Here is a 26,306-nt window from a genome sequence, read left to right as displayed (position 1 = left end):
GTCTTTTTTCAAATAAAATACCCCCTACATTTTCGTAGGAAGTATTTTTAGTCAACCATACCAGTTGACAGATATCCCACTTAGGACATTTTCCTACAAGGGGTCCCGAGCGCTTAGTGGGAATTTGTACCCCTTATCGATACAAATTCCCCGTAGGCGCTAGGGACCTCTTTAGCTTCTTGGAAGCTGTCAGTAGTATATCTAATAATTTATCTCCATTCCCTTTAGTAACGTGTAACTTTCCAAATTTAAAAAAGCGACTCATAGAATTATTTCCTCCCGTTAAATAATAGATAACTATTAAAAATAGACAATACTTGCTCATAAGTAATGGTACTTAAATTGTTTACTTTGGCGTGTTTCATTGCTTGATGAAACTGATTTTTAGTAAACAGTTGACGATATTCTCGATTGACCCATTTTGAAACAAAGTACGTATATAGCTTCCAATATTTATCTGGAACATCTGTGGTATGGCGGGTAAGTTTTATTAAGACACTGTTTACTTTTGGTTTAGGATGAAAGCATTCCGCTGGCAGCTTAAGCAATTGCTGAATCGAGACTTGAGTGTGCAAGAGCAACCCTAGTGTTCGGTGAATATCCAAGGTACGCTTGTAGAATCCTTCTTCAACAATCAGATAGATGTCAGACGCACGGCTTTCAAAAACCACTTTTTTAATAATTTGTGTGCTTAAATGGTAAGGAATATTCCCAACAATTTTATACCTCTGTTTGTTAGGGAATTGAAACTGTAGAATATCTTGGTGAATTAAAGTGACACGAGTATTCAGTTTTAATTTTTCTGACGATAAGTTGAATAGATGACTGTCTAATTCAATAGACGTTACCTGTTTACTTATTTTAGCCAGTTTCGTCGTTAAATGCCCTTTACCTGTTCCAATTTCGTAAACGGTATCGGTTTCTTTTAAATTCAATTGTTTTATTATTTGGTTGAGTACTTTTTCACTCGTTAAAAAGTTTTGAGAATATTTTATATTTTTGTTCATGTAATCTCTCCTGAAGTGATTACATCTATAAACAAATACAGAAGTTAAACGATTTGTTTGTAATTTTAGTTATCTGTTTAAAAAGTCATAAGATTAGTCACTGGTAGGAATTAATCTAACGTATTTATTTATCTGCGTAATCACTGTTTTTAGTCTGTTTCAAAACAGTAGATGTTTTATCTACATTACGCATTTGGAATACCAACATGACGAATCCCTCCTTCTTAATTACAAATTTTTAGCATCTAATTTAACTTCAATTCCTATTATACAAAATTTTAAGATAATGCACTATCAACACACTCTTAAGTTTGCTTCTAAGTCTTATTTCCATAACTTCTTTTACGTTTCCGCCATTCTTTGCTGTTTCGATTTTTATGATATGGTGCAAGTCAGCACGAACACGAACCGTCTTATCTCCCATTATATCCTTTTTTTGTTGTTATCACGTCCTGTTCTTTTACTGACTGTTGCTTCAAAATCTGCTTGTATCGGTCTGTCAGTTTCGCATGGTCGAGAATGTCTTTTACAACCTGCGTCTGGTTGATTTCATCAAGTTTAATCGCAACCTTTAAGGTCGGGGCAACTTGATGGGAAAGCCAGTTCAGCGTCCTTTGGAAGGAGTAAGGCTCTGGTTTTGTGGTTAGTTTTAATCGTTCACGATTGTTCCCAATAAACCAAGCCCATTCTTCATTCAGTTTCCAATCAGAACGAGGTTTGGAATCGTCTTTATCTACAAAACGGATATACCGATTGATAATTTTAAAGGCGGTATGCTCTGGATTGTCATAGACGAGTAAATCACGGACTGCATAATAGGCACGCTCATTTTTCAATCGAATCTCAAAACGGTTTTTTACTTCTGCGTCTTCAATGGGAATATCATTTTTCTTGTACTGCTCGTAGTCCTTTTCATAGATACAGAAATAAACTTCACTTTGTAATGAACCGATATAGAGGGTGTTTCCCATACATTCCTTTTCCTCTTTGCGTACCAGTTCGCCACTGCGATAGCTTTTAAAACTGCGGAAGACGGAGATACATTCTTCCTGTTGGCACTTTTCAGTGAGTACAGGGATATTCAAAATCCCTGTCTTATCGTTAATGGCAAGGTCAAGGCGTTTCATCACACCGCCAGCCACCAAAACGTCCATAAAGAACTCATACCAGCTTCTTTGTTGTGCCAGAAGATAGCTTTCAAATTGTCTGCACCCACGACCTTTCAATTCCACCAGAACTCCTTTGTCCAGTTCATGGGAGCAAAGGACGAATATGTCGCCTAAAGCATAATGCTCTGAATAAGAATAGAAACCATAGTCCTCATGAAGAAAATAGGACAGTTTCAGTTGTAAGATGTTTTCGACCACCTGCTGTACGTCTGTTGTCGGAAAGCGAATTCTTACATAATCAAACAGCATTTCAAGGGGAGCGTCGGGATTGAAGCGTTCCAGAGCTTCCCAAAGGGACTGCTGTAAATCCTCTGATGGCTTGACTTTTCCTGTTTCAATATCGCTTAGATACTGCCTTGTAATACCAGTCGCAACAGCTAAACGGTTTTGAGATAGTCCATAAGCCAAGCGTTTTTCTTTTAAATGCTGTAACCAAGTTTGTTCATTCAGTAAAAATCCCTCCAATCAAAAAGGCGTATGTCAACTTTTAAAGCCCATTTGACATACGCTGAAATTTTGTAAATCCCTTGTAACCAAAGGATTTTCTAATGTTTTTTTGACTGTTTCCTGTCGATTTGTACCCCCCTGTTAGATACGGGGGGTTAAGTGCTGGCGTGGCTATTGCCACACCAGCCAGCAAGATCAGTCCACACCTGCGACTTCCGCTTCGCACGTCGCCTGCGTGGACTGTCTGCTGTTGGATAACTTTTTAATTTCCTCCAAGAAATCATATCCTTTTGGTACAAGGGGAGTATAAAACTCTGATATGACACTTGTTCCTACATCAACATAGCCACGACCTTTGATTCGCTTTAAGAAGAAATCCTTTTGTACGTCACTGCCAAACATCATGCCATAGCCCATTTCAGACATACGACCTAAAGCCACTCTGAAATTAAACTGATCACGGATTCCGTCGCCTAAATATTTTGCGTCTGGACGTTGACAAGCCAGTATTAGAAAGAAGCCAGCTTGACGACCTAACATGACAATCTGTTTCAGCTTATTCATAACTGCGGTGTTTTCTTTTGTTCCCAGCATTTCCATGAAAGCGACGTATTCATCAAAGATTAAGAAGTGTGCCGGGAGACCTAAGTAAGCATAATTTTTGCCAGTCTTATAGTTCTTCATCTGCTTCATTTCCTCACTACGTTTCATCATTTCTTCATAGAATGTTTCAATGCAAGAAAGCAAGTCTTCTTTTCTATAGTAGACATTTGCCATCACAGAACCTAAGTCCGCAAGGTCAGCATTTTTCGGGTCAAGAATATACAGTTTTGAATCTGTATGAAGCAAGGCTTCAATCAGTGTCAGTATAAAGTAAGTTTTACCGCCACCTGTACCACCAGCAATCAACATATGAGGGAGCTTATCATATTCCCACCATACGTTTTTCATTAAGCGAAGTTTACCATCTTTAGCTTCTACTTCATCAATAGAAATACGACTGGCTATGGTGTCATAGAGCAAAGTATATTCCACATAGGAATCCTTTAACTCTTTATCCGTCAGCTCACAGTACAAGCCACTCTCTAATTTCTTTTCCAAGTGTAAGAGTTGGTCTTGATATTTTCCCAGCGTGATTTCCACCCGTATCTGTATCAAGCCATTTTTAAGTCGATAATACATTTTAGGGAAGTAGGTTATCTTTTCCTTTGTACGACCAGCACTATCTTTAAAGAAACCCTCTGTTTTGACCTGTTCAGATTCATACCACTTGTTTTCAAGTATCATCTTTGCCAGTTTTTGACGGTGGTAAAGTTGTTTAACCGTATCATAGCGAACCCGTTTGAATACAAACGCTACCAGCAAGCAGATAAGAATTGCGACACTGAAACTGATAATTAAATAGGGAATGTCAATCTTATCTGCTTGTGATAGGTTAAAATCCTGCCAGTTGATCTGCTGGATTGTCTTCACATGAAACAGTCCGACAACCAGCAGGAAAACAGGCAGGAGTGACGCTATCGTAAAATGAAAGACTAAATCTTTACCAGATGGGCGAATCCTTTTACCACGCTGTTTCATGCGAAAAAGTCTCCTTTCTACCTAGCGACTATTTGTCTTGTGTCGGTTCTTTCTTTGCTTGTGGTTGAGCTTTGAATGAACTAGAATCCTTTGTCAGCACAATATCGTCTGCCTTGATATACCAGTCAACATCTGCTCCTTGATAGGTGGCAGTAGCAACGGTGTCCGCAATGGGATTGATAAGTTCCACCCGTGCGTTATAATCAAACTCTTTCAAAGGCACGCTGGCAGGAATACTTACTTGAATCATGCGTCCTTGTCCTTTGGATTTTAAGTCATAGGTACGTTCCTTGATTTCATCTGAAACCGACCCGTCTTCATTTTGGATTCTCACTTCACGACGTAGAGCAGAGAATTTCAATTCTCCAAAAGTCGTGTCTTTATCTAATACAATGCCATTTGCTAATCTCATCATTTTTCCTCTCTTTCTTTATTCTTTTATCATGTCGTCAGCATGTAAAAGGTAATTTGTAAAACCACGAGTGCCGATTTTGTAGCCCTCTGCGGTAATACGTGGATTGACTAACTTCACACGTTCCTCAAAGCCGAAATGTTTTTCGCCAGCTTCAGCAGGAAGCACCACCACAATATCATCTGCTCTTTGAACATCAGAATAGAGATTATAGCTTCTTGATAAGACAGTTAGCTGTCCGTTGATTCTTCGCTGAACGACTTTATCCTCGCCAGCAAATTCTAAATTGCCGAATGTTTTTTCCATGTTGGGAATCACAAATTTAAGTTCCATATTTTTACCTATCCTTTCTTTTTTATTGGCTGAATGAATGTTTGATGGTCTTAAAGAGTGGGGAACGACCTTTTGATTCTTGATTTTTTGTTTTCATAAGTTCACTTCCTTTCAAAATCGGGTAAAAAAATAGACACCTCATTTTTTGAAGTGTCTACCTATTAAATATTCAAATTTTATTGGAAGTATCTTTATATCTTCACTTTTCAAGGATAAATCGTCGTATCAAAGCTCATTCATAAGTAGTAAATTAGTAGTAAATTGAGTGGTTTTGACCTTGATAAAGTGTGATAAGTCCAGTTTTTATGCGGATAACTAGATTTTTATGCTATTTTTATCAGTAAAAAGATTAAAGCGGGCGTTTATTGGGCATGCCAGCCTTACGTGGATATTTATTTGGCGTTTCTTTTTTCTTTTCTACCACTGTGATATAACGCGGATCTCTATTTGGTAGGGCGTAGCTGAGATTATCTTCGACCTTACTAAAAAGGAGGTTGAGGGCATTCTTAGCTTCTAATAATTCTTCAGGCGCATTGCTAGCCTTGAGTGCCAATAGTTTTCCCCCAACTTGCAGGTAAGGAATTGTCAATTCAGACAAGACTTGCATACGGGCTACAGCACGAGCCGTTACAAAATCATATTGAGCACGGAATTTCTTGTCTTGGGCAAAATCTTCGGCACGTCCATGGTAGAAGTGAACACCGTCCAAATCCAGTTCTTGAGCCAACAGTTGGAGGAAGTTGATGCGCTTGTTGAGAGAATCAATGATAGTCACATCTAGCTGAGGATAGAGAATTTTCATTGGTAGACTAGGAAATCCTGCCCCAGCCCCGATATCAAGCAGTTTGATATTTTCATTGGGAATCAAGCCTTGCAGAATAGGTGCAATCGAATCGTAAAAATGTTTGAGATAAACTTCTTCTTTATCTGTAATAGCCGTCAAATTAATCTTTTCATTCCACTCGACCAAGAGTTCAAAATAACGTTCAAATTGTTTTTTTTGCTGGTCCGAAAGTGGAAGATTCTGCTCGGCAAGCAAGTTGTAAAATGTTTCTGGTTTCATAGTTATTTCCTTCTTTAGTATCATCTTATTTTACCACAATCATAAAAAATTTGATATACTGGTACTAATCTAAAAGTAGAAAGGACTTATATCATGACTTGGATTATTCTTGGAGTTATCGCTCTTGTTGTTATTTTTGTGATTCTTAGCTATAACGGTTTGGTTAAGAATCGTATGCAAACAAAGGAGGCTTGGAGTCAGATTGATGTTCAGTTGAAACGTCGAAATGATCTCTTGCCAAACTTGATTGAGACTGTAAAGGGTTATGCCAAATATGAAGGTTCTACCCTTGAAAAGGTGGCAGAACTGCGTAACCAAGTGGCGGCAGCGACTTCACCAGCAGAAGCTATGAAAGCTAGTGATGCCCTCACTCGTCAGGTTTCAGGTATTTTTGCAGTTGCAGAAAGCTATCCAGATTTGAAAGCTAGTGCCAACTTTGTTAAATTGCAAGAGGAGTTGACAAACACAGAAAATAAAATTTCTTACTCTCGTCAACTCTACAACAGTGTTGTCAGCAACTACAATGTAAAATTAGAAACTTTCCCAAGTAATATCATCGCTGGAATGTTTGGATTTAAAGCAGCAGATTTCCTTCAAACACCAGAAGAGGAAAAGGCAGTTCCTAAAGTTGATTTTAGCGGTTTAGGTGACTAAGATGTTGTTTGATCAAATTGCAAGCAATAAACGAAAAACATGGATTTTGTTGCTGGTATTTTTCCTACTCTTAGCTCTTGTTGGCTATGCAGTTGGTTACCTCTTTATGCGATCTGGGCTTGGTGGTTTGGTTATCGCACTGATTATTGGCTTTATCTATGCCTTGTCTATGATTTTTCAATCGACAGAGATTGTCATGTCCATGAATGGAGCGCGTGAGGTGGATGAGCAAACGGCACCAGACCTCTACCATGTAGTGGAAGATATGGCTATGGTCGCTCAGATTCCTATGCCCCGTGTTTTCATCATTGATGATCCAGCCTTAAATGCCTTTGCGACAGGTTCTAACCCTCAAAACGCGGCGGTTGCTGCGACTTCAGGTCTACTAGCTATCATGAATCGTGAAGAACTAGAAGCTGTTATGGGACATGAAGTCAGTCATATTCGTAATTATGATATCCGTATTTCGACTATTGCAGTTGCCCTTGCTAGTGCTATCACCATGCTTTCTAGTATGGCTGGTCGTATGATGTGGTGGGGTGGAGCAGGTCGCAGACGAAGTGACGATGATCGAGATGGGAATGGTCTTGAAATCATTATGCTAGTGGTTTCCATACTTGCAATTGTGCTGGCACCTCTCGCTGCAACTTTGGTGCAACTAGCTATTTCTCGTCAGAGGGAATTCCTAGCTGATGCTTCCAGTGTTGAGTTGACGCGCAATCCTCAAGGAATGATCAATGCTCTAGATAAGTTGGATAATAGTAAACCGATGAGTCGTCCTGTAGATGATGCCAGCAGTGCACTTTATATCAATGATCCTAAGAAAGGTGGAGGGTTCCAAAAACTCTTTTATACCCACCCACCTATCTCAGAACGGATTGAACGTTTGAAACATATGTAAAATGAAGGCTGGGAAAAAGCCTTTAAAATTTGAAAAACGCATAATATCAGGTGTGCAAAAAACTTGATATTATGCGTTTTATTATGGAAAGATTTACTTCCTTTTCTCCTGAAATTGTGTTTTTGCCCCACCTATCTGCTATGTTGCAAATTTATACATCTTCTAAATTAACTAGCTCCAAACCATGTTCTGTCAAGCGATAGATGCATGAACAGACCTCTTTTAAGAAACGACGGTCATGCGAAACAGTGATGAGACCGCCTGGATAGGTGGCAAAGAGTTTTCTGATTTGGGGTTGAGAAGTGGGAGAAAAGTTTCGTGTGGGTTCATCCAACAGGAGAAAGTTTGGTTTGCGCAAGACTAAATCCAAAAGCAGGAGTTTGCCCTGTTGTCCGCCAGATAAGGAGCGAATTTGATGCTGCATTTCTGGATAACTGAAATTGAGACTAGCTAAGTGAGATTGGATTTTCTGTAGTTCCTCTTTTTCCCCAGTTTTGCTGAGATAGGCTATTGGTGATAAATCCAATTGCAGTTTTTTGTGGTAATCTTGTGGCATAAAACCAAGCGAAATTTCTCTTTTGGCGCTAAGCAGTTGTTGAAACTTGGCTAGCAGAGTCGATTTTCCAACACCATTTGGCCCGATAATACCGATTTTTTCTTGCCCACGGACAGTTAGTTGCAGTTCTTGAGCCAAAACACGGTCGTCAATGGACAAATTTTCTTTTTCCAGTTGGATTAAGACTTTAGAAGCCGGTAATGGCTGTATGTCTGAGAAGAAAAGTCTGATTTCTTCCTCTTCAAGTGGCTTTTGGGTCATGGCCTGAGCTGTCCTTTCGTAGCGTTTTTCTTGTGAGAGGACAGTTTTCATCTTTTTAGCCAATAGGCGACCGGCAGTACTGTCTTTGGTAGCTCGAAGCGCAGTTTCTACATTTTGCTTGACTCGCCGATGTTTTTCCATGGTTTTATCGTAGGCTCTTTGGTCGTTAGCAGCTTGCTTGCTTTGTCTGGCAAAATTAGCCTTTCTTTGGTCACTATAGCTATCATAGTCTAAATGCTCTACTAACGTTTCCGCTTCTTTACGGTGCTTGACCAGTCGCAAGTGGACAATAGTATCAGCCGTTTCAGAAAGAAAGTCTTCATCATGGGAAATGAAAATAACAGTTTGCCTGGTCTTTTGAATCTGACCTTTTAGCCAAGCAACCGTCTCAAGATCCAAGTCATTTGAAGGTTCATCTAAAAATAGAATCTCAAAGGGTTTGGCTAACTCATGGATAAGCTGAATTTTCAAAGCTTCGCCTCCTGATAGATTGCCAATCTCTTGGTCACTTGCGAAACGATTGCTATCAAAATGCAATTCCTCCGCCAAACGATAGAGGATACTGTAGTCTAAATCAATAGAATCTAAAAAGAAGTAGTCGTGTAAAGTTTTCTTTTTTAGGTCCTCAGGGACTTTTTGAGGAATGTAGGCCAGTGACTGATAATCAGACTGGATGTCTCCCTTGATAGTGAAATCAGACAAATCTTCCCCCATTAAAGTTTTAAGTAAGGTTGATTTACCATTTCCTTCTTCGCCAATAATAGCTACCTTTTCCCCGTCTTGTATGGTCATGCTTAGGTCAGAGACAAGGTCTCGTAAATCTTTGTTTTGTGTGATGGTCAGGTGATTGATTTTTATCATATGATTTCCCTTTCTAGAATGTCCATAGTGCATAACAAAAAGCTCTACTTTATCTAGTAGAGCCCAAAGTCACTGTCCAAACTCTATTATCCTCGTTGAAAAACTCGTCAAACTAGCTTGGAGTTGCCTAACCCAACCCAAGAGGATCATAGCTTTCTAGTTTTTTGATTTTCAATGGGGACAAGATACTAGAAAATCTAGTATGAAAAGAGCACATAAAAAGAGACAAAAACAAGATCTACTAAATAAAGGTTCTTTATTTGATAGACTTAGTTGTTCATGTCTCCCTTACCTCCGAGTATTAGTACCTCTATCCTATACCTTTCAGGAAATTTTGTCAACAGAAAACTGGAAATTCTATGCTCTAAAATCCAAAAACAGGTACCTAAAGAGTTAGTACGTGTTTGACATGCTCGTAATGGAATTTGTCGTAGTTGCACCAAGCGGTATGTGCTTGGTCGGTTAGTTTTAGGATACCTAGCCCAATCAGAAGACTGGTAGGTTGGTAAAATTTCTCAAGATCGGTTAAAATACTGTTGTCCAACTTTTCCGCTTTTTTGAGCTCTTGCAGAGTAGTATTTAGTAGCTCTTGTAGTCGAATATCATCTGCCCTACCCTGTTTGCAGCTTTGGAAACTTTTATTTAACTCGGATAGGAGTTGGGTTGCATTAGTAATGAGTTCTTTGTATTCCATGTGAGCATCCTCCTTGCTATCATGTATTCTTGCCTATAGTATAGCACCAAAAAATATAGTGATAAATATATTAAAAAATCGAAATTTAATTACAAAGTTTGGTAGGCTGATTTGTAGCCTTTTCATGGTATAATCAAGAGAGTAAATCTTTATGGAGGAAGTATGAAATTAAATATTCAAGAAATTCGTAAGCAGTCTGAAGGCTTGCACTTTGAACAAACGTTAGACCTAGCCGCAGACCTGCGTGCACGTAATCAAGAAATTTTAGATGTAAAAGATATCCTTGCAGTTGGGAAAGTACAGTACGAAGACCGTATGTATTTCTTAGATTATCAACTATCTTATACCATTGTTCTTGCTTCAAGTCGCAGTATGGAGCCAGTTGAGTTAGTTGAATCTCATCCAGTAACGGAAGTTTTCATGGAAGGCGCAACTAACCAACTAGATCAGGAAGTTTTAGACGATGACTTGGTCTTGCCTATCGAAAATGGAGAACTTGACCTTGCTGAGAGCGTGTCAGACAATATCCTACTAAACATTCCTATCAAGGTCTTGACGGCTGAAGAAGAAGCGGGTCAAGGATTTGTGTCAGGAAATGACTGGCAAATCATGACTGAGGAAGAATACCAAGCTCAACAAGCAGTTAAGAAAGAAGAAAACAGTCCTTTTGCTGGCTTACAAGGACTATTTGATGGAGACGAATAATGGTCTTGTCAAAAAAACGAGCACGAAAGGTGCTAGAAGAAATTATTGCTCTTTTTCCAGATGCCAAGCCCAGTCTTGATTTTACCAATCATTTTGAACTCTTGGTTGCGGTCATGTTGTCAGCCCAGACAACGGATGCAGCGGTAAATAAGGCCACACCAGGTCTCTTTGCTGCCTTTCCAACGCCACAAGCCATGTCTGTTGCGACAGAGAGTGAGATTGCCTCACACATTTCTCGCCTGGGACTGTATCGAAATAAGGCTAAATTCCTTAAAAAATGTGCTCAACAGTTACTAGACGATTTTGATGGCCAAGTCCCTCAAACACGTGAGGAATTAGAGAGTTTGGCTGGTGTTGGTCGCAAGACAGCCAATGTTGTCATGAGTGTGGGCTTTGGGATTCCAGCTTTTGCAGTGGATACTCATGTGGAGCGTATTTGCAAACACCACGATATCGTCAAAAAATCAGCGACACCACTTGAGGTGGAAAAGCGGGTCATGGATATCTTGCCACCGGAGCAGTGGTTAGCTGCCCATCAGGCCATGATTTATTTTGGAAGAGCTATTTGTCATCCTAAAAATCCAGAGTGTGACCAGTACCCACAGTTATATGACTTTAGCAATTTATAAGATGGGGAATTAAAAGTTTTTGCTTGATTTTAAGCATGCTTTGTGCTATAGTATTTGATAACTAAATATTCCTTTAAACCTGTCCCGTGAGGCAGGCAAGGAGAACGATTAAGTAGTAGGGTGAAGTCTATACTGTTTGCAGTAGGGCTCGCTTGGCTATACATTTCAAGTCTCCTTGTTTAAGGAGACTTTTCTTTTTGGAGGTTTGTCATGAAGACAAAAGAAGTTGTAGATGAATTGACCGTCAAACGAGCGATTACGCGTATTACTTATGAGATTATCGAACGCAACAAAGATTTGAATAAAATCGTCTTGGCTGGTATTAAAACTCGCGGTGTCTTTATCGCCCACCGAATCCAAGAACGTTTGGAACAGCTAGAAAATCTTTCAGTTCCTGTTGTGGAATTGGATACCAAACCTTTCCGTGATGATGTTAAAAGTGGAGAAGATACTTCTTTGGTTTCTGTTGATGTGACAGACCGTGAAGTTATCTTGGTGGACGATGTGCTTTATACAGGCCGTACCATCCGTGCTGCTATTGATAATATTGTCGGTCATGGTCGTCCTGCGCGCGTGAGTTTAGCAGTTCTAGTCGATCGAGGACATAGAGAATTGCCAATCCGTCCAGATTACGTTGGAAAAAATATTCCAACTAGTCGTTCTGAAGAAATCATCGTAGAGATGGCAGAACTTGATGGCCAAGACAGAGTTCTGATTACTGAAGAAGCTTAGAAAGCTAAAGGAGTAGCCATGTCAGAAAATCAACAAGCATTGAACCATGTGGTGTCCATGGAAGACCTCACTGTCGATCAAGTCATGAAATTGATCAAGCGAGGAATTGAGTTTAAAAACGGAGCTCAGCTTCCTTATGAAGACCATCCGATTGTTTCCAATCTTTTCTTTGAGGATTCTACACGGACGCATAAGTCCTTTGAAGTCGCAGAGATTAAACTGGGATTGGAGCGACTTGACTTTGATGTGAAGACTAGTTCAGTCAATAAGGGTGAGACACTTTATGATACCATTTTGACTTTGTCTGCTTTAGGAGTGGATGTCTGTGTGATTCGTCACCCAGAGGTCGACTACTACAGAGAGTTGATTGCTAGTCCGACGATTACGACTTCCATCATCAATGGTGGCGATGGTTCAGGACAACACCCTAGCCAGAGCTTGCTTGATTTGATGACCATTTACGAGGAATTTGGTCACTTTGAGGGGCTCAAGGTTGCGATTGCAGGTGACTTGGACCACTCACGCGTTGCCAAATCCAATATGCAGATTTTGAAACGCTTGGGAGCTGAACTTTACTTTGCTGGACCTGAGGAATGGAGAAGTCAAGAGTTTGCAGACTATGGACAGTTTGTAACCATTGATGAAATCATTGATCAGGTGGATGTCATGATGTTTCTTCGTGTGCAACATGAACGCCATGATAGTGGAGCTGTCTTTTCAAAAGAAGACTACCATGCCCAACATGGCTTGACTCAAGAACGTTATGACCGTTTGAAAGAAACAGCAATACTTATGCACCCAGCTCCAGTCAATCGTGATGTAGAAATCGCAGATCACTTGGTTGAAGCGCCAAAATCACGGATTGTCCAACAAATGACCAATGGTGTCTTTGTTCGAATGGCAATCTTAGAATCCGTACTGGCGAGTAGAAACGCCAACTAAAACACAAGACGTTAAAAGACGCCAGTGAGCGTCCACGAGAGGTGAAAATATGACAAAAAGACTTCTAGTATTAGAAGATGGCACAGTTTTTGAAGGCAAGGCCTTCGGAGCAGATATTGATGTAACAGGCGAAATCGTCTTTAATACAGGAATGACCGGCTATCAAGAATCCATTACAGACCAGTCTTATAATGGACAAATCTTGACTTTTACTTATCCTTTGGTGGGAAATTATGGAATCAACCGTGATGATTACGAATCCATTATTCCAACTTGTAAGGGAGTCGTTGTTTTCGAAGAAGCACGTAGAGCAAGTAATTGGCGAAATCAGATGACGCTGGATGAATTTTTGAAAGCCAAGAAAATTCCAGGTATTTCAGGAATTGATACACGTGCTCTTACCAAGGTTATCCGTAAGCATGGTACGATGCGTGCAACCTTGACCCATGTTGGGGACAGCATGGATCATGTGACGGACCAGCTCCAAGCTACAGTATTGCCGACAGACAATATCAAGCAGGTTTCTACTAAAACTTCATATCCAGCTCCAGGAGTTGGTTTGAGCGTGGTGCTAGTGGACTTTGGTCTTAAGCACTCAATCTTACGAGAACTTTCTAAGCGTAATTGTAACGTGACAGTTGTTCCGTATTCAACAACGGCGGAAGAAATTCTTCACCTCAATCCTGACGGAGTGATGTTGTCAAACGGTCCTGGTAACCCAGAAGATGTTCCCCAAGCACTGGACATGATTCGTGGTGTGCAAGGAAAAATTCCAATTTTCGGTATTTGTATGGGACACCAACTCTTTGCCATGGCAAACGGTGCTAAGACCTACAAGATGAAATTTGGTCACCGTGGATTTAACCACGCGGTACGTGAGATTGCAACAGGACGTGTAGACTTTACCAGCCAGAACCATGGTTATGCAGTTAGCCGTGAAGATTTGCCAGAGCATTTGATTATCACCCACGAAGAAATCAATGACAAGTCAGTTGAAGGTGTGCGACACAGATACCAACCGGCTTTCTCTGTCCAATACCACCCAGATGCAGCCCCTGGTCCACACGACGCAAGCTACCTATTCGACGAGTTTATCGAGATGATGGAAGCTTTTAAACAATCAAACTAAGAACGAGTAAAAGCTCGTCGGAGAATTTATGTAACTGAACACGGACGGAAAGCTCGGAATTTAGAGAAACCAACTTGGATTGTCAATCCTTCCTTGGTTTCCTAAAATTCAATCGCTTTCTATTCGTCCTTTGTATCTTATTTAATGGCAACCTGAGAGTTGCTGAATAGAAAGACAGGTCGTTTCTTTTAGTCGCTATCAGGCGAACTAAAAACTCCCTGCACTAGATTTTTTACCGAAAAATATCGTTTCTCTAAAAAATCGTCGGAGAATTTATTTAATGTCGCCCTGTGAGGCGACGAATAGAAAGGAGAAGATACATTGTTCGCGGAAGTGAACACGCCCTAAGAACTGTGTGAAAAAGATAGACATCGTCTTGACGCTAAAGGCGTCTGCACTGAGTTTCCTATTTTCACTGTGTTCTTTACGGGCTTTGTATCATAAACTATGCCTAAACGTACTGATATTCAAAAAATTATGGTGATTGGTTCTGGTCCGATTATTATTGGTCAGGCTGCTGAGTTTGACTATGCTGGGACCCAGGCTTGCTTGTCGTTGAAAGAGGAAGGTTATGAGGTTGTCTTGGTTAACTCAAATCCGGCAACCATCATGACGGACAAGGAAATTGCTGATAAGGTTTACATTGAACCGATTACACTTGAGTTTGTGACACGTATTCTTCGTAAGGAACGTCCAGATGCCTTGCTCCCCACACTCGGTGGTCAGACAGGGCTCAATATGGCCATGGAATTATCTAAAAATGGTATCCTTGATGAGCTTGGTGTTGAGCTTCTGGGTACTAAACTATCTGCCATCGATCAAGCGGAGGACCGTGACCTCTTTAAACAATTGATGGAAGAACTCAACCAACCAATCCCAGAATCTGAAATTGTCAACACAGTCGAAGAAGCAGTTGCCTTTGCAGCAAAAATTGGCTACCCAGTCATCGTCCGTCCAGCCTTTACCCTAGGTGGTACTGGTGGTGGTATGTGTGCCAATGAAGAAGAATTGCGTGAAATCGCTGAAAATGGATTAAAATTGTCACCTGTTACCCAATGTTTGATTGAGCGTTCGATTGCAGGTTTCAAGGAAATCGAATACGAAGTGATGCGTGACTCAGCTGACAATGCCCTGGTTGTTTGTAACATGGAAAACTTTGACCCAGTTGGGATTCACACAGGGGATTCCATCGTATTTGCCCCTGCGCAAACTATGTCAGATTATGAAAACCAAATGCTTCGTGATGCAAGCTTGAGTATTATTCGTGCCCTTAAGATTGAAGGTGGATGTAATGTTCAGCTGGCTCTTGATCCACACAGCTTCAAGTACTATGTCATCGAAGTAAATCCTCGTGTATCGCGTTCGTCAGCCCTTGCTTCTAAGGCGACAGGTTACCCGATTGCAAAATTGGCTGCCAAGATTGCAGTTGGCTTGACCTTGGATGAGGTTATCAACCCAGTCACAGGTTCAACCTATGCCATGTTTGAACCAGCCCTTGACTATGTGGTTGCCAAGATTCCACGTTTCCCATTTGACAAGTTTGAAAAAGGGGAACGTCGTCTTGGTACCCAGATGAAGGCCACTGGAGAAGTTATGGCCATCGGTCGGAACATCGAGGAATCTCTCCTTAAGGCTTGTCGCTCTCTAGAAATTGGTGTCCATCACAATGAAATGCCTGAGCTTGCAGCTGTTTCAGATGATGCTTTGATTGAAAAAGTTGTCAAGGCTCAAGATGACCGTCTCTTCTACGTATCAGAAGCCATTCGTCGTGGTTATACACCAGAAGAGATTGCTGACTTGACTAAGATTGATATCTTCTACCTTGATAAACTCTTGCATATCTTTGAGATTGAGCAAGAATTGGGCGCACATCCTCAGGATGTCGATGTCCTGAAAACAGCAAAACTCAATGGTTTCTCAGACCGTAAGATTGCCGAACTCTGGGAAACGACTGCAGACCAAGTTCGCCAACTTCGTTTGGAAAACAAGATTATCCCAGTTTACAAGATGGTAGATACTTGTGCGGCAGAATTTGACTCTGAAACACCATATTTCTATTCAACCTATGGATGGGAAAATGAGTCTATCAAGTCTGATAAGGAATCTGTACTAGTCCTAGGTTCAGGTCCAATCCGTATCGGTCAAGGGGTTGAGTTTGACTATGCAACCGTTCACTCTGTTAAGGCTATCCAGGCAGCTGGTTATGAAGCTATCATCATGAACTCAAATCCAGAGACCGTTTCAACAGACTTCTCTGTATCAGATAAGCTTTACTTTGAGCCATTGACATTCGAAGATGTTATGAACGTCATTGACTTGGAACAACCAAAAGGGGTTATCGTTCAGTTTGGTGGTCAAACAGCCATCAACCTTGCGGAGCCATTGGCAAAAGCAGGTGTGACCATCCTTGGTACACAGGTTGCTGACCTAGACCGTGCTGAAGACCGCGACCTCTTTGAGCAAGCTCTAAAAGACTTGGACATTCCACAGCCACCAGGACAAACGGCTACCAATGAAGAAGAAGCAGTGCTTGCAGCTCGCAAGATTGGCTTCCCAGTTCTTGTCCGCCCATCTTATGTACTTGGTGGACGTGCCATGGAAATCGTTGAAAATGAGGAAGACCTTCGTTCTTACATGCGAACTGCTGTTAAGGCTAGTCCAGACCATCCAGTCCTTGTTGACTCTTATATCGTTGGACAAGAGTGTGAAGTCGATGCCATTTCAGACGGACAAAATGTCCTCATCCCAGGTATCATGGAGCATATTGAACGTGCTGGTGTCCACTCAGGTGACTCAATGGCCGTTTACCCACCACAAACCTTGTCGCAAAAGGTGCAAGAAACAATCGCAGACTATACTAAACGCCTAGCAATCGGTCTTAACTGCCTTGGAATGATGAACATCCAGTTTGTCATCAAGGATGAAAAAGTCTATGTTATTGAGGTTAATCCACGTGCCAGCCGTACGGTGCCATTCCTTTCTAAGGTAACCAATATCCCTATGGCTCAAGTAGCAACTAAGCTTATTCTTGGTCAAAGTTTATCAGAACTTGGCTACCAAGATGGTCTTTACCCTGAAAGCACTCGCGTTCATATCAAGGCACCTGTCTTCTCCTTCACGAAACTAGCTAAGGTAGACAGCTTACTTGGTCCTGAAATGAAGTCAACAGGGGAAGTTATGGGTTCTGATACGACTTTGGAAAAAGCTCTCTATAAGGCCTTTGAAGCTTCTTACCTCCACTTGCCAACTTTTGGTAACGTTGTATTTACCATCGCTGATGATGCCAAAGAAGAGGCCTTGGACTTGGCTCGTCGTTTCCAAAATATTGGCTATGGAATCCTTGCGACAGAAGGGACAGCAGCCTTCTTTGCTAGTCATGGCTTGCAAGCTCAACCAGTTGGTAAGATAGGTGATGACGATAAGGATATTCCAAACTTTGTTCGCAAAGGAAGAATACAAGCTATCATTAACACAGTTGGAACAAAACGAACTGCTGACGAAGATGGTGAGCAAATCCGCCGTTCAGCCATTGAACACGGGGTTCCCCTCTTCACAGCCATAGATACAGCTAACGCCATGCTCAAAGTATTGGAAAGCCGTAGCTTTGTTACAGAAGCTATTTAATACCCAATGAAAATCAAAGAGCAAACTAGGAAGCTAGCCGCAGGCTGTACTTGAGTACGGCAAGGCGACATTGACACGGTTTGAAGATATTTTCGAAGAGTATAAATAGGAAAATAAGTTGGACAAAAGGTTTTTAAGAAGATAAGGAAAACGCATAATATCAGGTGTTGAAAACCTTGATATTATGCGTTTTATTGTAGGAATATTTACTTCATTTTCTACTAAAATTATGTTTTTGAATAACCTCTATCTTAGTAGTTTGTATGGTCGCCCTCAATCAATTTTTACGATAGGCTTTAATACTGTGACTATACCACTCTTGCATTTCCTTTGATGGTGGTGTCATATAATCCCCATACATCTGAGTTAAAAATTGGTCATATTTTTTTGGAACTGGTAACATACGACCTTCAAACTCAGTTAAGATGAGTTCTTTAAAGGTATCAACTGGGAAGACTTCTTTCATCCCTTCCTTACCAATCCCAACTCCTCCTTCATATTGAGGAGTGCTGGTTGCAGCATTTTTGATTAGCTGATCAATTTTCTTGTAAAAGTAACGGGGATTGACCACTCGGAGGGCGTACCAGCTACATAATCTTAGAAAATCTTTTAATTTGCTGTCACCGTGAACTGCGCGTGATTTTTTGATATAAGCTAGTTGACGAAGGGCCACATACTTATAGCTCTTGTCGACAATGCTCAGGTCTGTAAAGCGATCAATTGGGAAGACATCGATGAAAAGGCTGGTGTCATGACGTTTGTACTTGACATGGTCTTCGATAACAGTAGAAGTGTCCAAAATCGATGCGAAATTATGGAAGTACCAAGAAGATGTATCGTAGGAAAGAACCTTGTAGCGAGGGTGATTTTCTTCTTCAATAATCTTCAATAAGCGCTCATAATCTTCACGATAGAGAGAAATATCAATATCATCATCCCAAGGAATCATACCTTTGTGGCGGATAGCTCCAAGCATGGTTCCATAACTTAGAAAATAAGGAATATCATGTTTCTTACAAGTCTCATCAATATAGTCTAGCAGGGTTAGTTGAATTTCTTTAATTTCTTCTTTTTCTAAATACTGCATCCTAATCCTCCAATTTGTAAGCGTGAAATTCATGACTGTAAAAGCGTTTTGCTTCTGGTGGTAGGGTCATATAATCTCCATAAAATTGTGTCAAAATAGTATCATATTTTTCAGGTGCGGGAAGGCTTAAATTCTCAAAGGGCAAATCGATTGTTTTATCAAAAGTACCACTTGGGAAGACTTCCTTTTCCTTAAATTTAGAAGGGATAAAAGCCATATACTGCCCATTCTCACGGCTATATTTTTGAATTTCTTTCTCGATTTTATGTGCGAAATAACGAGGAGAAACAGGTCGAAGGAGTAACCAGAAGGCTGTTCGTATCCAATCTTTTAAAAGGCTATCCTTATAGACAATATTTTTGTGTTTACTGAAAGACAGAAGTTTGAAGCTTTCCAGCTTATAACAAATATCAATGACCTTAGGATCATCAAAGCGATCCATAGGGAAAATGTCAATAAAGACACCAGATTCATAGGTTTTTGTATTCCGAGTATCAATAATTTTAGTTGTACTGTCGGCTATTTTGATAAAGTTGTTAAAGTAGTTCTTATCAGTTTCTAAGGATAGGAGCTTATACTTGCTTTTTTCCTTTTGAAAAATGTTAATAAATCGTTGGTAGTCTTCTCGAGGCATGGATAAATCAATATCGTCGTCCCAAGGAATAAAGCCTTGATGTCGAACTGCCCCAATCAGAGTACCGTAGTTCATAATATAGTTGATATTGTGCTTTTTACAGAGAGTATCAATATAATCCAAAATTTCTAATTCAATTTGTTTGGCATCTTCAATGGTTAGTTGTTTCATTTTAAACTCCTATGATTTTTTGAATTTATTTTTTAAGGCTAGGACATGGTTTAAAAATTCATAGAAAATGCTATCTTTTGTGAAGAAAAGTAGACTAATATAAGAGATAGCAGATAGCAAGACAATTAAACCAGTATTCATCAAAAATGGCAAATTAATGACCATATCCACAGGATACAATAAATTAATCAGGAAATAAATTCCTACAAAGGAAAGTGAAAAGAGAGAGTATCGAACAGTATAGCTAAAGATATGTCCTAAGTGGATGAGTTGTTTTCTATGGATGAAAATGATATAGAAGACAAGCAGAGAGGCCTCAGATAGCATAGTTGTCAGTAAGTAGTATTCAGGAGCCACGATATGGTTGAAAAAGAGGAGACTATTTAAGCCCAAATTGAGTAATCCTGCAAAGACTGTATAGACTGTGATACGTTTTTCATAGCCATTTGTAAAGAGAATTTGGGAACCAAGAATGGTATCTAGTGCCAGGATAATCGTCCGAAAAGCGAAGAGAGAGGTTAAGATACCGCCTCCGATATATTTTTCACTACCGTAAAGTAGAATGGCATTTGGTCCTAGAACCATGAGTCCGAAACTCAGTGGAATGATAAAGAAGTTAAAGATTCGACTTCCTCTGTTAACCAGAGAAACATAGGCTTCTTTGTCTCCTTTACCCAAATAGTAACTGAGACGAGGTACACTCACTCCGATAGCTCCTGTTACAACTCCAGCTATAACGGTCACAATTCGCTGAGCCATGGTATAGTAACTAACGTTGACATCAATCCCTGTTTTAACGAGGAAGAGACGATCCAAAAAAGTGAAGAGCATATTGGCATTGGCAAAGACCAACATGGCTGTTAAAGGGAGAAAGAGTGGTTTAAAATCACTTAGGTGAATCTTAACAAGTTTGATGTCTCTTTTAATCCAAAAATAACTAATCAGATAGTTAATTAGTGTCGATAAACTCATTACAAGTGTATAGACAACAATATCGTGTTCATTTTTAACAAAAAGGAAAATAGAGACCAACATGAGGATACGGATGAAGGCAGTCTTGTAAAAGAGAAAACTGTAATTTTCCAGAGCTTCATTAACCCATTCGATTGAAAAAATCTGGGCAATGAGTTGAATCCCCATAACAAGGTAGACTTTTTTGACGATTGGATTATCTGTAAAGAAGAGAGGATAGGCAAGGATATAGACAGCGGTAGTCAAAATCGTACAAGCTATGCACAAATAAAAAAGACTGGAGAAGGTCCTATTCAGATCTTTTTTGTTATCCTTGACATTACTGATGGCCCGTAAACCGTAGTTATAGACCCCATAAGTCGCAAAGGGCAAGAAAAATGACAAAATAGTGTCAACTGAGTTGAAGTAACCATAGTCAGTTCGGTCCAAGACACGCGCTACATAGGTTCCAGTTAGGATGGGAAAAATAATATTTAAGACACGAATTCCCATGTAGGATAGAGCATTTAATTTTATACTTTTCATTCAATTTACCTCGTTTTTCATTATATCATAAAGTCAGCTAATAAGAAATGAAGGGCAGTAATACTCTTCGAAAATCAAATTCAAACCACGTCAACGTCGCCTTGCCGTACTCAAGTACAGCCTGCGGCTAGTTTCCTAGTTTGCTCTTTGATTTTCATTGAGTATAAGTCAAGTAATCACTTTGAAGTTTCAAATCTTAATTTTAAGTTTTCTTTAAGGAAAGTATATTATTCTGAAGAACTCTAAAATTTCACAGCCATTTATTAGTAATGACTACAGAATTCCTAATCATTACTAGAAATGGACTAGTTTCTTTGAATAATAGAACTGCTTAATCCTCCTATTCTAGAACGGGAGGGCCGGTATTTCTTTCATGATAGAACTAGATTGTGGTATAATAGAGAGAATAAGTTTTTTTAGTAAGACAAAGGAGAAAATAGATGATTTATGCAGGAATTCTTGCTGGTGGAACTGGCACACGCATGGGAATCAGTAACTTACCAAAACAATTTTTAGAGCTAGGTGATCGACCTATTTTGATTCATACAATTGAAAAATTTGTCTTGGAACCAAGTATTGAAAAAATTGTAGTTGGTGTTCATGGAGATTGGGTTTCCCATGCAGAGGATCTTGTAGATAAATATCTTCCTCTTCATAAGGAACGTATCATCATTACAAAGGGTGGTGCTGACCGCAATACAAGTATTGAAAAAATCATTGAAGCTATCGATGCTTATCGTCCGCTTACTCCAGAGGACATCGTTGTTACCCACGATTCTGTTCGTCCATTTATTACACTTCGCATGATTCAGGACAATATCCAACTTGCTCAAAATCATGACGCAGTGGACACAGTGGTAGAAGCGGTTGACACTATCGTTGAAAGCACCAATGGTCAATTCATTACAGATATTCCAAATCGTGCTCACCTTTATCAAGGACAAACACCTCAAACATTCCGTTGCAAGGACTTCATGGACCTTTATGGCTCTCTTTCTGCTGAAGAGAAAGAAATCTTGACAGATGCATGTAAAATCTTTGTGATCAAAGGAAAAGATGTGGCCTTGGCCAAGGGTGAATATTCAAATCTGAAGATTACAACCGTAACAGATTTGAAGATTGCAAAAAGTATGATTGAGAAAGACTAGTAAAATGATTAATCAAATTTATCAACTAACTAAGCCCAAGTTTATCAATGTCAAATACCAGGAAGAGGCTATTGACCAAGAGAATCATATCCTCATCCGCCCTAATTATATGGCGGTCTGTCATGCGGATCAGCGTTACTACCAAGGAAAACGTGATCCCAAGATTTTGAATAAAAAGCTTCCAATGGCAATGATTCACGAGTCATGTGGAACCGTTATTTCTGACCCGACAGGAACCTACGAGGTTGGGCAAAAAGTTGTCATGATTCCCAATCATCCTCCTATGCAGAGTGATGAAGAATTCTATGAGAACTACATGACAGGGACTCATTTCTTGTCTAGTGGATTTGATGGCTTTATGAGAGAGTTTGTTTCTCTTCCTAAAGATCGTGTGGTGGCTTATGATGCTATCGAAGATACGGTTGCAGCCATTACAGAGTTTGTCAGTGTCGGCATGCACGCTATGAATCGTCTATTGACCCTTGCTCATAGCAAGCGGGACCGAATCGCCGTTATCGGAGATGGAAGTTTAGCTTTTGTAGTTGCTAATATTATAAATTATACTTTGCCAGAAGCAGAGATTGTGGTTATTGGTCGTCATTGGGAAAAGTTGGAACTTTTCTCATTTGCCAAAGAATGCTATATTACGGATAATATTCCTGAAGATTTGGCCTTTGACCATGCTTTTGAGTGTTGTGGTGGTGATGGTACTGGACCGGCTATAAATGACCTGATTCGCTACATTCGTCCTCAGGGAACGATTCTCATGATGGGCGTTAGCGAGTATAAAGTCAATCTCAATACACGCGATGCCTTAGAAAAAGGCTTGCTCTTGGTTGGTTCCTCTCGTTCTGGTCGCATCGATTTTGAAAATGCCATCCAAATGATGGAAGTCAAGAAATTCGCCAATCGTCTTAAAAATATACTTTATCTAGAAGAACCTGTAAGAGAAATTAAAGATATTCACCGTGTCTTTGCGACCGATTTAAACACAGCCTTTAAAACCGTGTTTAAGTGGGAAGTATAAGTGCTGGAGGTTAATTGTGGAGAAAATCATTAAAGAAAAAATTTCTTCCTTACTTAGTCAAGAAGAGGAAGTCTTCAGTGTTGAACAACTGGGGGGGATGACCAATCAAAACTATTTGGTCAAAACAACAAATAAGCAATACATTGTTAAGTTCTTTGGTAAAGGGACAGAAAAACTGATCAATCGTCAAGATGAAAAGTACAATCTTGAACTATTAAAGGATTTAGACCTAGATGTAAAAAATTATCTTTTTGATATTGAAGCTGGTATCAAAGTAAATGAGTATATCGAATCTGCGATTACGCTTGATGCGACTTCAATTAAGACTAAATTTGATAAAATTGCTCCAATTTTACAAACCATTCATGCTTCTGGCAAGGAATTAAGGGGAGAATTTGCTCCTTTTGAAGAAATCAAAAAATACGAATCTTTGATTGAGGAAAAAATCCCTTATGCCAACTATGAAGCTGTTCGAGAAGAAGTCTTCTCCTTAGAGAAAAGACTGGCTGACTTAGGTGTTGACAGAAAATCTTGTCATATCGATTTGGTGCCTGAAAACTTTATCGAATCACCTCAAGGACGTTTATATCTGATTGACTGGGAATATTCATCAATGAACGATCCAATGTGGGATTTGGCTGCCCTCTTTTTAGAGTCTGAATTCACTCGTCAAGAGGAAGAAGCTTTCTTATCTCACTATGAGAGTGAGCAAACACCTGTCTCTCGTGAAAAGATTGCCATCTATAAAATTTTGCAAGATGCTATTTGGAGTCTATGGACAGTCTACAAAGAAGAGCAAGGTGCAGATTTTGGTGACTATGGTGTGAGTCGTTACCAAAGAGCTGTTAAAGGTTTGTCATATTATGGAGGTTCAGATGAAAAATAAAAATGGAGTTTCTTTTGGTCTACTCTCAGGTATTTTCTGGGGTTTAGGTCTAACGATTAGTGCTTATATCTTTTCGATTTTTACAGATTTGTCACCCTTTGTGGTGGCTGCTGCTCACGATTTCTTGAGTATCTTTATCTTACTAGCTTTTCTCTTGGTAAAAGAAGGAAAAGTTCGTCTCTCAATTTTCTTAAATATTCGCAATGTTAGTGTTATCATCGGAGCCTTGCTAGCAGGCCCTATCGGTATGCAGGCTAATCTTTATGCGGTTAAGTATATCGGAAGTTCCTTAGCTTCATCAGTATCGGCTATTTACCCTGCGATTTCGGTTTTATTGGCTTTCTTCTTTTTGAAGCACAAGATTTCGAGAAATACTGTGTTTGGGATTGTCTTGATTATTGGAGGGATTATTGCTCAGACCTATAAGGTCGAACAGGTTAATTCCTTCTACATTGGGATTCTTTGTGCTTTAGTTTGTGCCATTGCATGGGGGAGTGAGAGTGTTCTTAGCTCCTTTGCCATGGAAAGTGAATTGAGTGAAATCGAAGCCCTCTTAATCCGTCAAGTAACTTCATTCTTGTCCTATCTTGTGATTGTGCTCTTCTCTCATCAGTCATTTGCAGAAGTGGCCAATGGACAATTGCTAGGTCTCATGATTGTCTTTGCAGCCTTTGATATGATTTCCTACTTGGCTTATTATATCGCTATCAATCGCTTGCAACCAGCCAAGGCTACAGGATTGAACGTGAGTTATGTAGTTTGGACTGTCTTGTTTGCAGTTGTTTTCTTGGGTGCACCACTAGATATGCTGACAATTATTACGTCACTTGTCGTCATAGCTGGAGTTTATATTATTATTAAAGAATAAAGGAGATTCGTGTGAAAGCCATTATCTTAGCAGCGGGGTTGGGAACTCGCTTGCGTCCTATGACTGAAAATACCCCTAAAGCCTTGGTTCAGGTTAATCAAAAACCCTTGATTGAATACCAAATTGAGTTTCTAAAAGAAAAAGGGATCAATGACATCATCATCATTGTTGGTTACCTTAAAGAACAATTCGATTACTTAAAAGAGAAATACGGAGTTCGCCTCGTTTTTAATGATAAATACGCTGACTACAATAACTTTTACTCTCTCTATCTTGTAAAAGAAGAATTAGCTAACAGTTATGTTATCGATGCCGATAACTATCTCTTTAAAAATATGTTCCGCAATGATTTGACACGTTCGACTTATTTTAGTGTTTATCGTGAAGATTGTACCAACGAATGGTTCTTGGTCTATGGAGATGACTACAAGGTTCAAGACATTATTGTTGATAGCAAAGCTGGTCGCATTCTTAGTGGTGTATCCTTCTGGGATGCTCCAACTGCAGAAAAGATTGTCAGCTTTATCGACAAGGCCTATGCAAGTGGTGAATTTGTTGATCTCTATTGGGACAATATGGTTAAGGATAATATCAAAGAGCTGGATGTCTATGTTGAAGAATTAGAAGGCAACAGCATCTATGAAATCGATAGTGTCCAAGACTATCATAAATTAGAAGAAATTCTTAAAAACGAAAATTAAAGATTTTGTATGTGAGCTATAATCTCGATAAAAATAGTTACATCAAAATGAAATAGGAATTAGGCGAATCAATTGGGGAAGTCAAATTAATGTGTTCGTATCCTATGTCAATCTATTATACAAGAAAAGCGCAAATAAAAAATCTCCAGATTAGGAACCATCAGTGAGTTCTCTAGTCTGGAGATTTTTCAATATACTTCGTTATTGGGAGGTTACGATTTACTATAAATGAGTATAAAATTGAGTTTTGTCTAGCTTCTAGCTCATTCATTTGTTGTCTTAGATAACTCGCGTCCCACTTGACCATCTTTTAAACAATTAATCTCGGTAATCTCGCTATTCTTGGCAGTATCAACACTATTTTGGACTTGGCTTGGTCAATTTGAGGTGTTGCATCGTATTCTTTGGACTCTATGGCTGCTTTTACAGCATTCTCCTCTTTCGTAAGATGTTGGATACCATTAATCGTAGCCTTCTTCTCGTTAGCTTTTTGATCAAGTTTTTCGTAGGCTGCTGTATGCGTTGCTGGGGTTGGATTATCAACACTATCAATCGCAGTCAGACCATTCTGCTTAGCTTGTTCAACA

At 39.7% G+C, this 26,306-nt stretch carries 28 protein-coding genes; 13 read left to right on the top strand and 15 right to left on the bottom strand.

What is annotated here, in order from left to right; genetic code table 11:
- Positions 1–269 precede the first annotated feature (269 nt).
- From erm(B) to rsmG, 9 genes are all read right to left on the bottom strand, one after another.
- The gene (gene erm(B), locus HW098_RS08980) at positions 270–1,007 is read right to left on the bottom strand and encodes a 23S rRNA (adenine(2058)-N(6))-methyltransferase Erm(B) (RefSeq protein ID WP_001038795.1); all 738 of its coding nucleotides are present in this window, start codon (positions 1,005–1,007) and stop codon (positions 270–272) included.
- Between the two features lie 124 nt (positions 1,008–1,131).
- On the bottom strand, positions 1,132–1,215 hold the full coding sequence (locus HW098_RS08975) for a 23S rRNA methyltransferase attenuation leader peptide (RefSeq protein WP_001814874.1): 84 nt from the start codon (positions 1,213–1,215) through the stop codon (positions 1,132–1,134).
- A 48-nt stretch (positions 1,216–1,263) separates the two neighbouring features.
- On the bottom strand, positions 1,264–1,431 hold the full coding sequence (locus tag HW098_RS08970) for an MLS leader peptide (protein WP_000502600.1): 168 nt from the start codon (positions 1,429–1,431) through the stop codon (positions 1,264–1,266).
- On the bottom strand, positions 1,421–2,641 hold the full coding sequence (gene mobT / locus HW098_RS08965; protein WP_176139885.1) for a MobT family relaxase: 1,221 nt from the start codon (positions 2,639–2,641) through the stop codon (positions 1,421–1,423). Before mobT ends, HW098_RS08970 begins: the two co-directional genes overlap by 11 nt.
- A gap of 22 nt (positions 2,642–2,663) precedes the next feature.
- Entirely contained in the window at positions 2,664–2,816 is a 153-nt protein-coding gene (locus tag HW098_RS08960) for a hypothetical protein (protein WP_000879507.1), read from the bottom strand.
- A gap of 2 nt (positions 2,817–2,818) precedes the next feature.
- Positions 2,819–4,204 (bottom strand): FtsK/SpoIIIE domain-containing protein, encoded by a 1,386-nt coding sequence (locus tag HW098_RS08955; protein ID WP_000813488.1) that lies wholly within the window; start codon positions 4,202–4,204, stop codon positions 2,819–2,821.
- Between the two features lie 28 nt (positions 4,205–4,232).
- Entirely contained in the window at positions 4,233–4,619 is a 387-nt protein-coding gene (locus HW098_RS08950; protein ID WP_000985015.1) for a YdcP family protein, read from the bottom strand.
- Positions 4,620–4,634: 15 nt separating this feature from the next.
- Complete coding sequence (locus tag HW098_RS08945) at positions 4,635–4,949, bottom strand: YdcP family protein (RefSeq protein WP_176139884.1); 315 nt, start codon at positions 4,947–4,949, stop codon at positions 4,635–4,637.
- A gap of 349 nt (positions 4,950–5,298) precedes the next feature.
- The gene (gene rsmG / locus HW098_RS08940; RefSeq protein ID WP_176139883.1) at positions 5,299–6,012 is read right to left on the bottom strand and encodes a 16S rRNA (guanine(527)-N(7))-methyltransferase RsmG; all 714 of its coding nucleotides are present in this window, start codon (positions 6,010–6,012) and stop codon (positions 5,299–5,301) included.
- Positions 6,013–6,105: 93 nt separating this feature from the next.
- Between rsmG and HW098_RS08935 the strand changes: the two genes are divergently transcribed.
- Entirely contained in the window at positions 6,106–6,666 is a 561-nt protein-coding gene (locus HW098_RS08935) for a LemA family protein (protein WP_176139882.1), read from the top strand.
- Position 6,667: 1 nt separating this feature from the next.
- Positions 6,668–7,567: a zinc metalloprotease HtpX gene (htpX, locus tag HW098_RS08930; protein ID WP_176139881.1), complete on the top strand. Its 900-nt coding sequence runs from the start codon at positions 6,668–6,670 to the stop codon at positions 7,565–7,567.
- Between the two features lie 151 nt (positions 7,568–7,718).
- On the opposite strand, the gene HW098_RS08925 is transcribed toward htpX, so the two are convergent.
- Both HW098_RS08925 and HW098_RS08920 read right to left on the bottom strand, forming a co-directional pair.
- Complete coding sequence (locus HW098_RS08925; RefSeq protein ID WP_176139880.1) at positions 7,719–9,278, bottom strand: ATP-binding cassette domain-containing protein; 1,560 nt, start codon at positions 9,276–9,278, stop codon at positions 7,719–7,721.
- A 352-nt stretch (positions 9,279–9,630) separates the two neighbouring features.
- Positions 9,631–9,939: a helicase BlpT gene (locus HW098_RS08920; RefSeq protein WP_176139879.1), complete on the bottom strand. Its 309-nt coding sequence runs from the start codon at positions 9,937–9,939 to the stop codon at positions 9,631–9,633.
- 162 nt (positions 9,940–10,101) lie between these two features.
- Here HW098_RS08920 and HW098_RS08915 point away from each other — a divergent pair, with 162 nt between their 5' ends.
- The 6 genes from HW098_RS08915 (at position 10,102) to carB (ending at position 17,700) form a co-directional block, all read left to right on the top strand.
- Positions 10,102–10,644, top strand: a complete 543-nt coding sequence (locus tag HW098_RS08915; RefSeq protein ID WP_176139878.1) for a DUF177 domain-containing protein — start codon at positions 10,102–10,104, stop codon at positions 10,642–10,644.
- Positions 10,644–11,273 (top strand): endonuclease III, encoded by a 630-nt coding sequence (nth, locus tag HW098_RS08910; protein ID WP_000244443.1) that lies wholly within the window; start codon positions 10,644–10,646, stop codon positions 11,271–11,273. The genes HW098_RS08915 and nth overlap by 1 nt, the downstream gene beginning before the upstream one ends.
- A gap of 210 nt (positions 11,274–11,483) precedes the next feature.
- Positions 11,484–12,005 (top strand): bifunctional pyr operon transcriptional regulator/uracil phosphoribosyltransferase PyrR, encoded by a 522-nt coding sequence (pyrR, locus tag HW098_RS08905; RefSeq protein WP_000850023.1) that lies wholly within the window; start codon positions 11,484–11,486, stop codon positions 12,003–12,005.
- An 18-nt stretch (positions 12,006–12,023) separates the two neighbouring features.
- On the top strand, positions 12,024–12,947 hold the full coding sequence (locus HW098_RS08900; protein WP_004260121.1) for an aspartate carbamoyltransferase catalytic subunit: 924 nt from the start codon (positions 12,024–12,026) through the stop codon (positions 12,945–12,947).
- 49 nt (positions 12,948–12,996) lie between these two features.
- A complete protein-coding gene (locus tag HW098_RS08895; RefSeq protein ID WP_176139877.1) occupies positions 12,997–14,076 on the top strand; it encodes a carbamoyl phosphate synthase small subunit in 1,080 nt (359 codons plus the stop codon).
- 447 nt (positions 14,077–14,523) lie between these two features.
- A complete protein-coding gene (gene carB, locus HW098_RS08890; protein WP_176139876.1) occupies positions 14,524–17,700 on the top strand; it encodes a carbamoyl-phosphate synthase large subunit in 3,177 nt (1,058 codons plus the stop codon).
- Positions 17,701–17,977: 277 nt separating this feature from the next.
- Here carB and HW098_RS08885 read toward each other — a convergent pair whose 3' ends face one another.
- Genes HW098_RS08885 through tacF form a run of 3 tightly spaced genes read right to left on the bottom strand, consistent with a single transcriptional unit; the run spans position 17,978 to position 21,089 of the window.
- The gene (locus tag HW098_RS08885; RefSeq protein WP_176139875.1) at positions 17,978–18,787 is read right to left on the bottom strand and encodes a phosphorylcholine transferase LicD; all 810 of its coding nucleotides are present in this window, start codon (positions 18,785–18,787) and stop codon (positions 17,978–17,980) included.
- Position 18,788: 1 nt separating this feature from the next.
- Positions 18,789–19,592 (bottom strand): phosphorylcholine transferase LicD, encoded by an 804-nt coding sequence (locus HW098_RS08880; protein WP_176139874.1) that lies wholly within the window; start codon positions 19,590–19,592, stop codon positions 18,789–18,791.
- Positions 19,593–19,601: 9 nt separating this feature from the next.
- Complete coding sequence (tacF, locus tag HW098_RS08875; RefSeq protein WP_176139873.1) at positions 19,602–21,089, bottom strand: type IV teichoic acid flippase TacF; 1,488 nt, start codon at positions 21,087–21,089, stop codon at positions 19,602–19,604.
- 440 nt (positions 21,090–21,529) lie between these two features.
- On the opposite strand from tacF, the gene HW098_RS08870 reads away from it, so the two are divergent.
- Genes HW098_RS08870 through HW098_RS08850 form a run of 5 tightly spaced genes read left to right on the top strand, consistent with a single transcriptional unit; the run spans position 21,530 to position 25,719 of the window.
- Positions 21,530–22,237, top strand: a complete 708-nt coding sequence (locus tag HW098_RS08870; RefSeq protein WP_000638495.1) for a 2-C-methyl-D-erythritol 4-phosphate cytidylyltransferase — start codon at positions 21,530–21,532, stop codon at positions 22,235–22,237.
- 4 nt (positions 22,238–22,241) lie between these two features.
- On the top strand, positions 22,242–23,264 hold the full coding sequence (locus HW098_RS08865; protein ID WP_140209064.1) for a ribitol-5-phosphate dehydrogenase: 1,023 nt from the start codon (positions 22,242–22,244) through the stop codon (positions 23,262–23,264).
- Between the two features lie 16 nt (positions 23,265–23,280).
- Positions 23,281–24,150 (top strand): phosphotransferase, encoded by an 870-nt coding sequence (locus HW098_RS08860; RefSeq protein ID WP_176139872.1) that lies wholly within the window; start codon positions 23,281–23,283, stop codon positions 24,148–24,150.
- Positions 24,140–25,018 (top strand): DMT family transporter, encoded by an 879-nt coding sequence (locus HW098_RS08855; RefSeq protein ID WP_000791830.1) that lies wholly within the window; start codon positions 24,140–24,142, stop codon positions 25,016–25,018. The genes HW098_RS08860 and HW098_RS08855 overlap by 11 nt, the downstream gene beginning before the upstream one ends.
- A gap of 11 nt (positions 25,019–25,029) precedes the next feature.
- On the top strand, positions 25,030–25,719 hold the full coding sequence (locus HW098_RS08850) for a sugar phosphate nucleotidyltransferase (protein WP_000643965.1): 690 nt from the start codon (positions 25,030–25,032) through the stop codon (positions 25,717–25,719).
- Positions 25,720–26,029: 310 nt separating this feature from the next.
- Here the strand turns inward: HW098_RS08850 and HW098_RS08845 are convergent.
- Positions 26,030–26,306, bottom strand: a 277-nt coding sequence (locus tag HW098_RS08845) for a hypothetical protein (RefSeq protein ID WP_176139871.1), incomplete at its 5' end; no start/stop codon positions are given.

Origin of the sequence: Streptococcus sp. 1453, from assembly GCF_013276955.1 — a bacterium.
GTDB lineage: Bacteria > Bacillota > Bacilli > Lactobacillales > Streptococcaceae > Streptococcus.
Note: the sequence above shows the minus strand (reverse complement) of the source record. Positions and strands in the feature narration are given on the sequence as shown.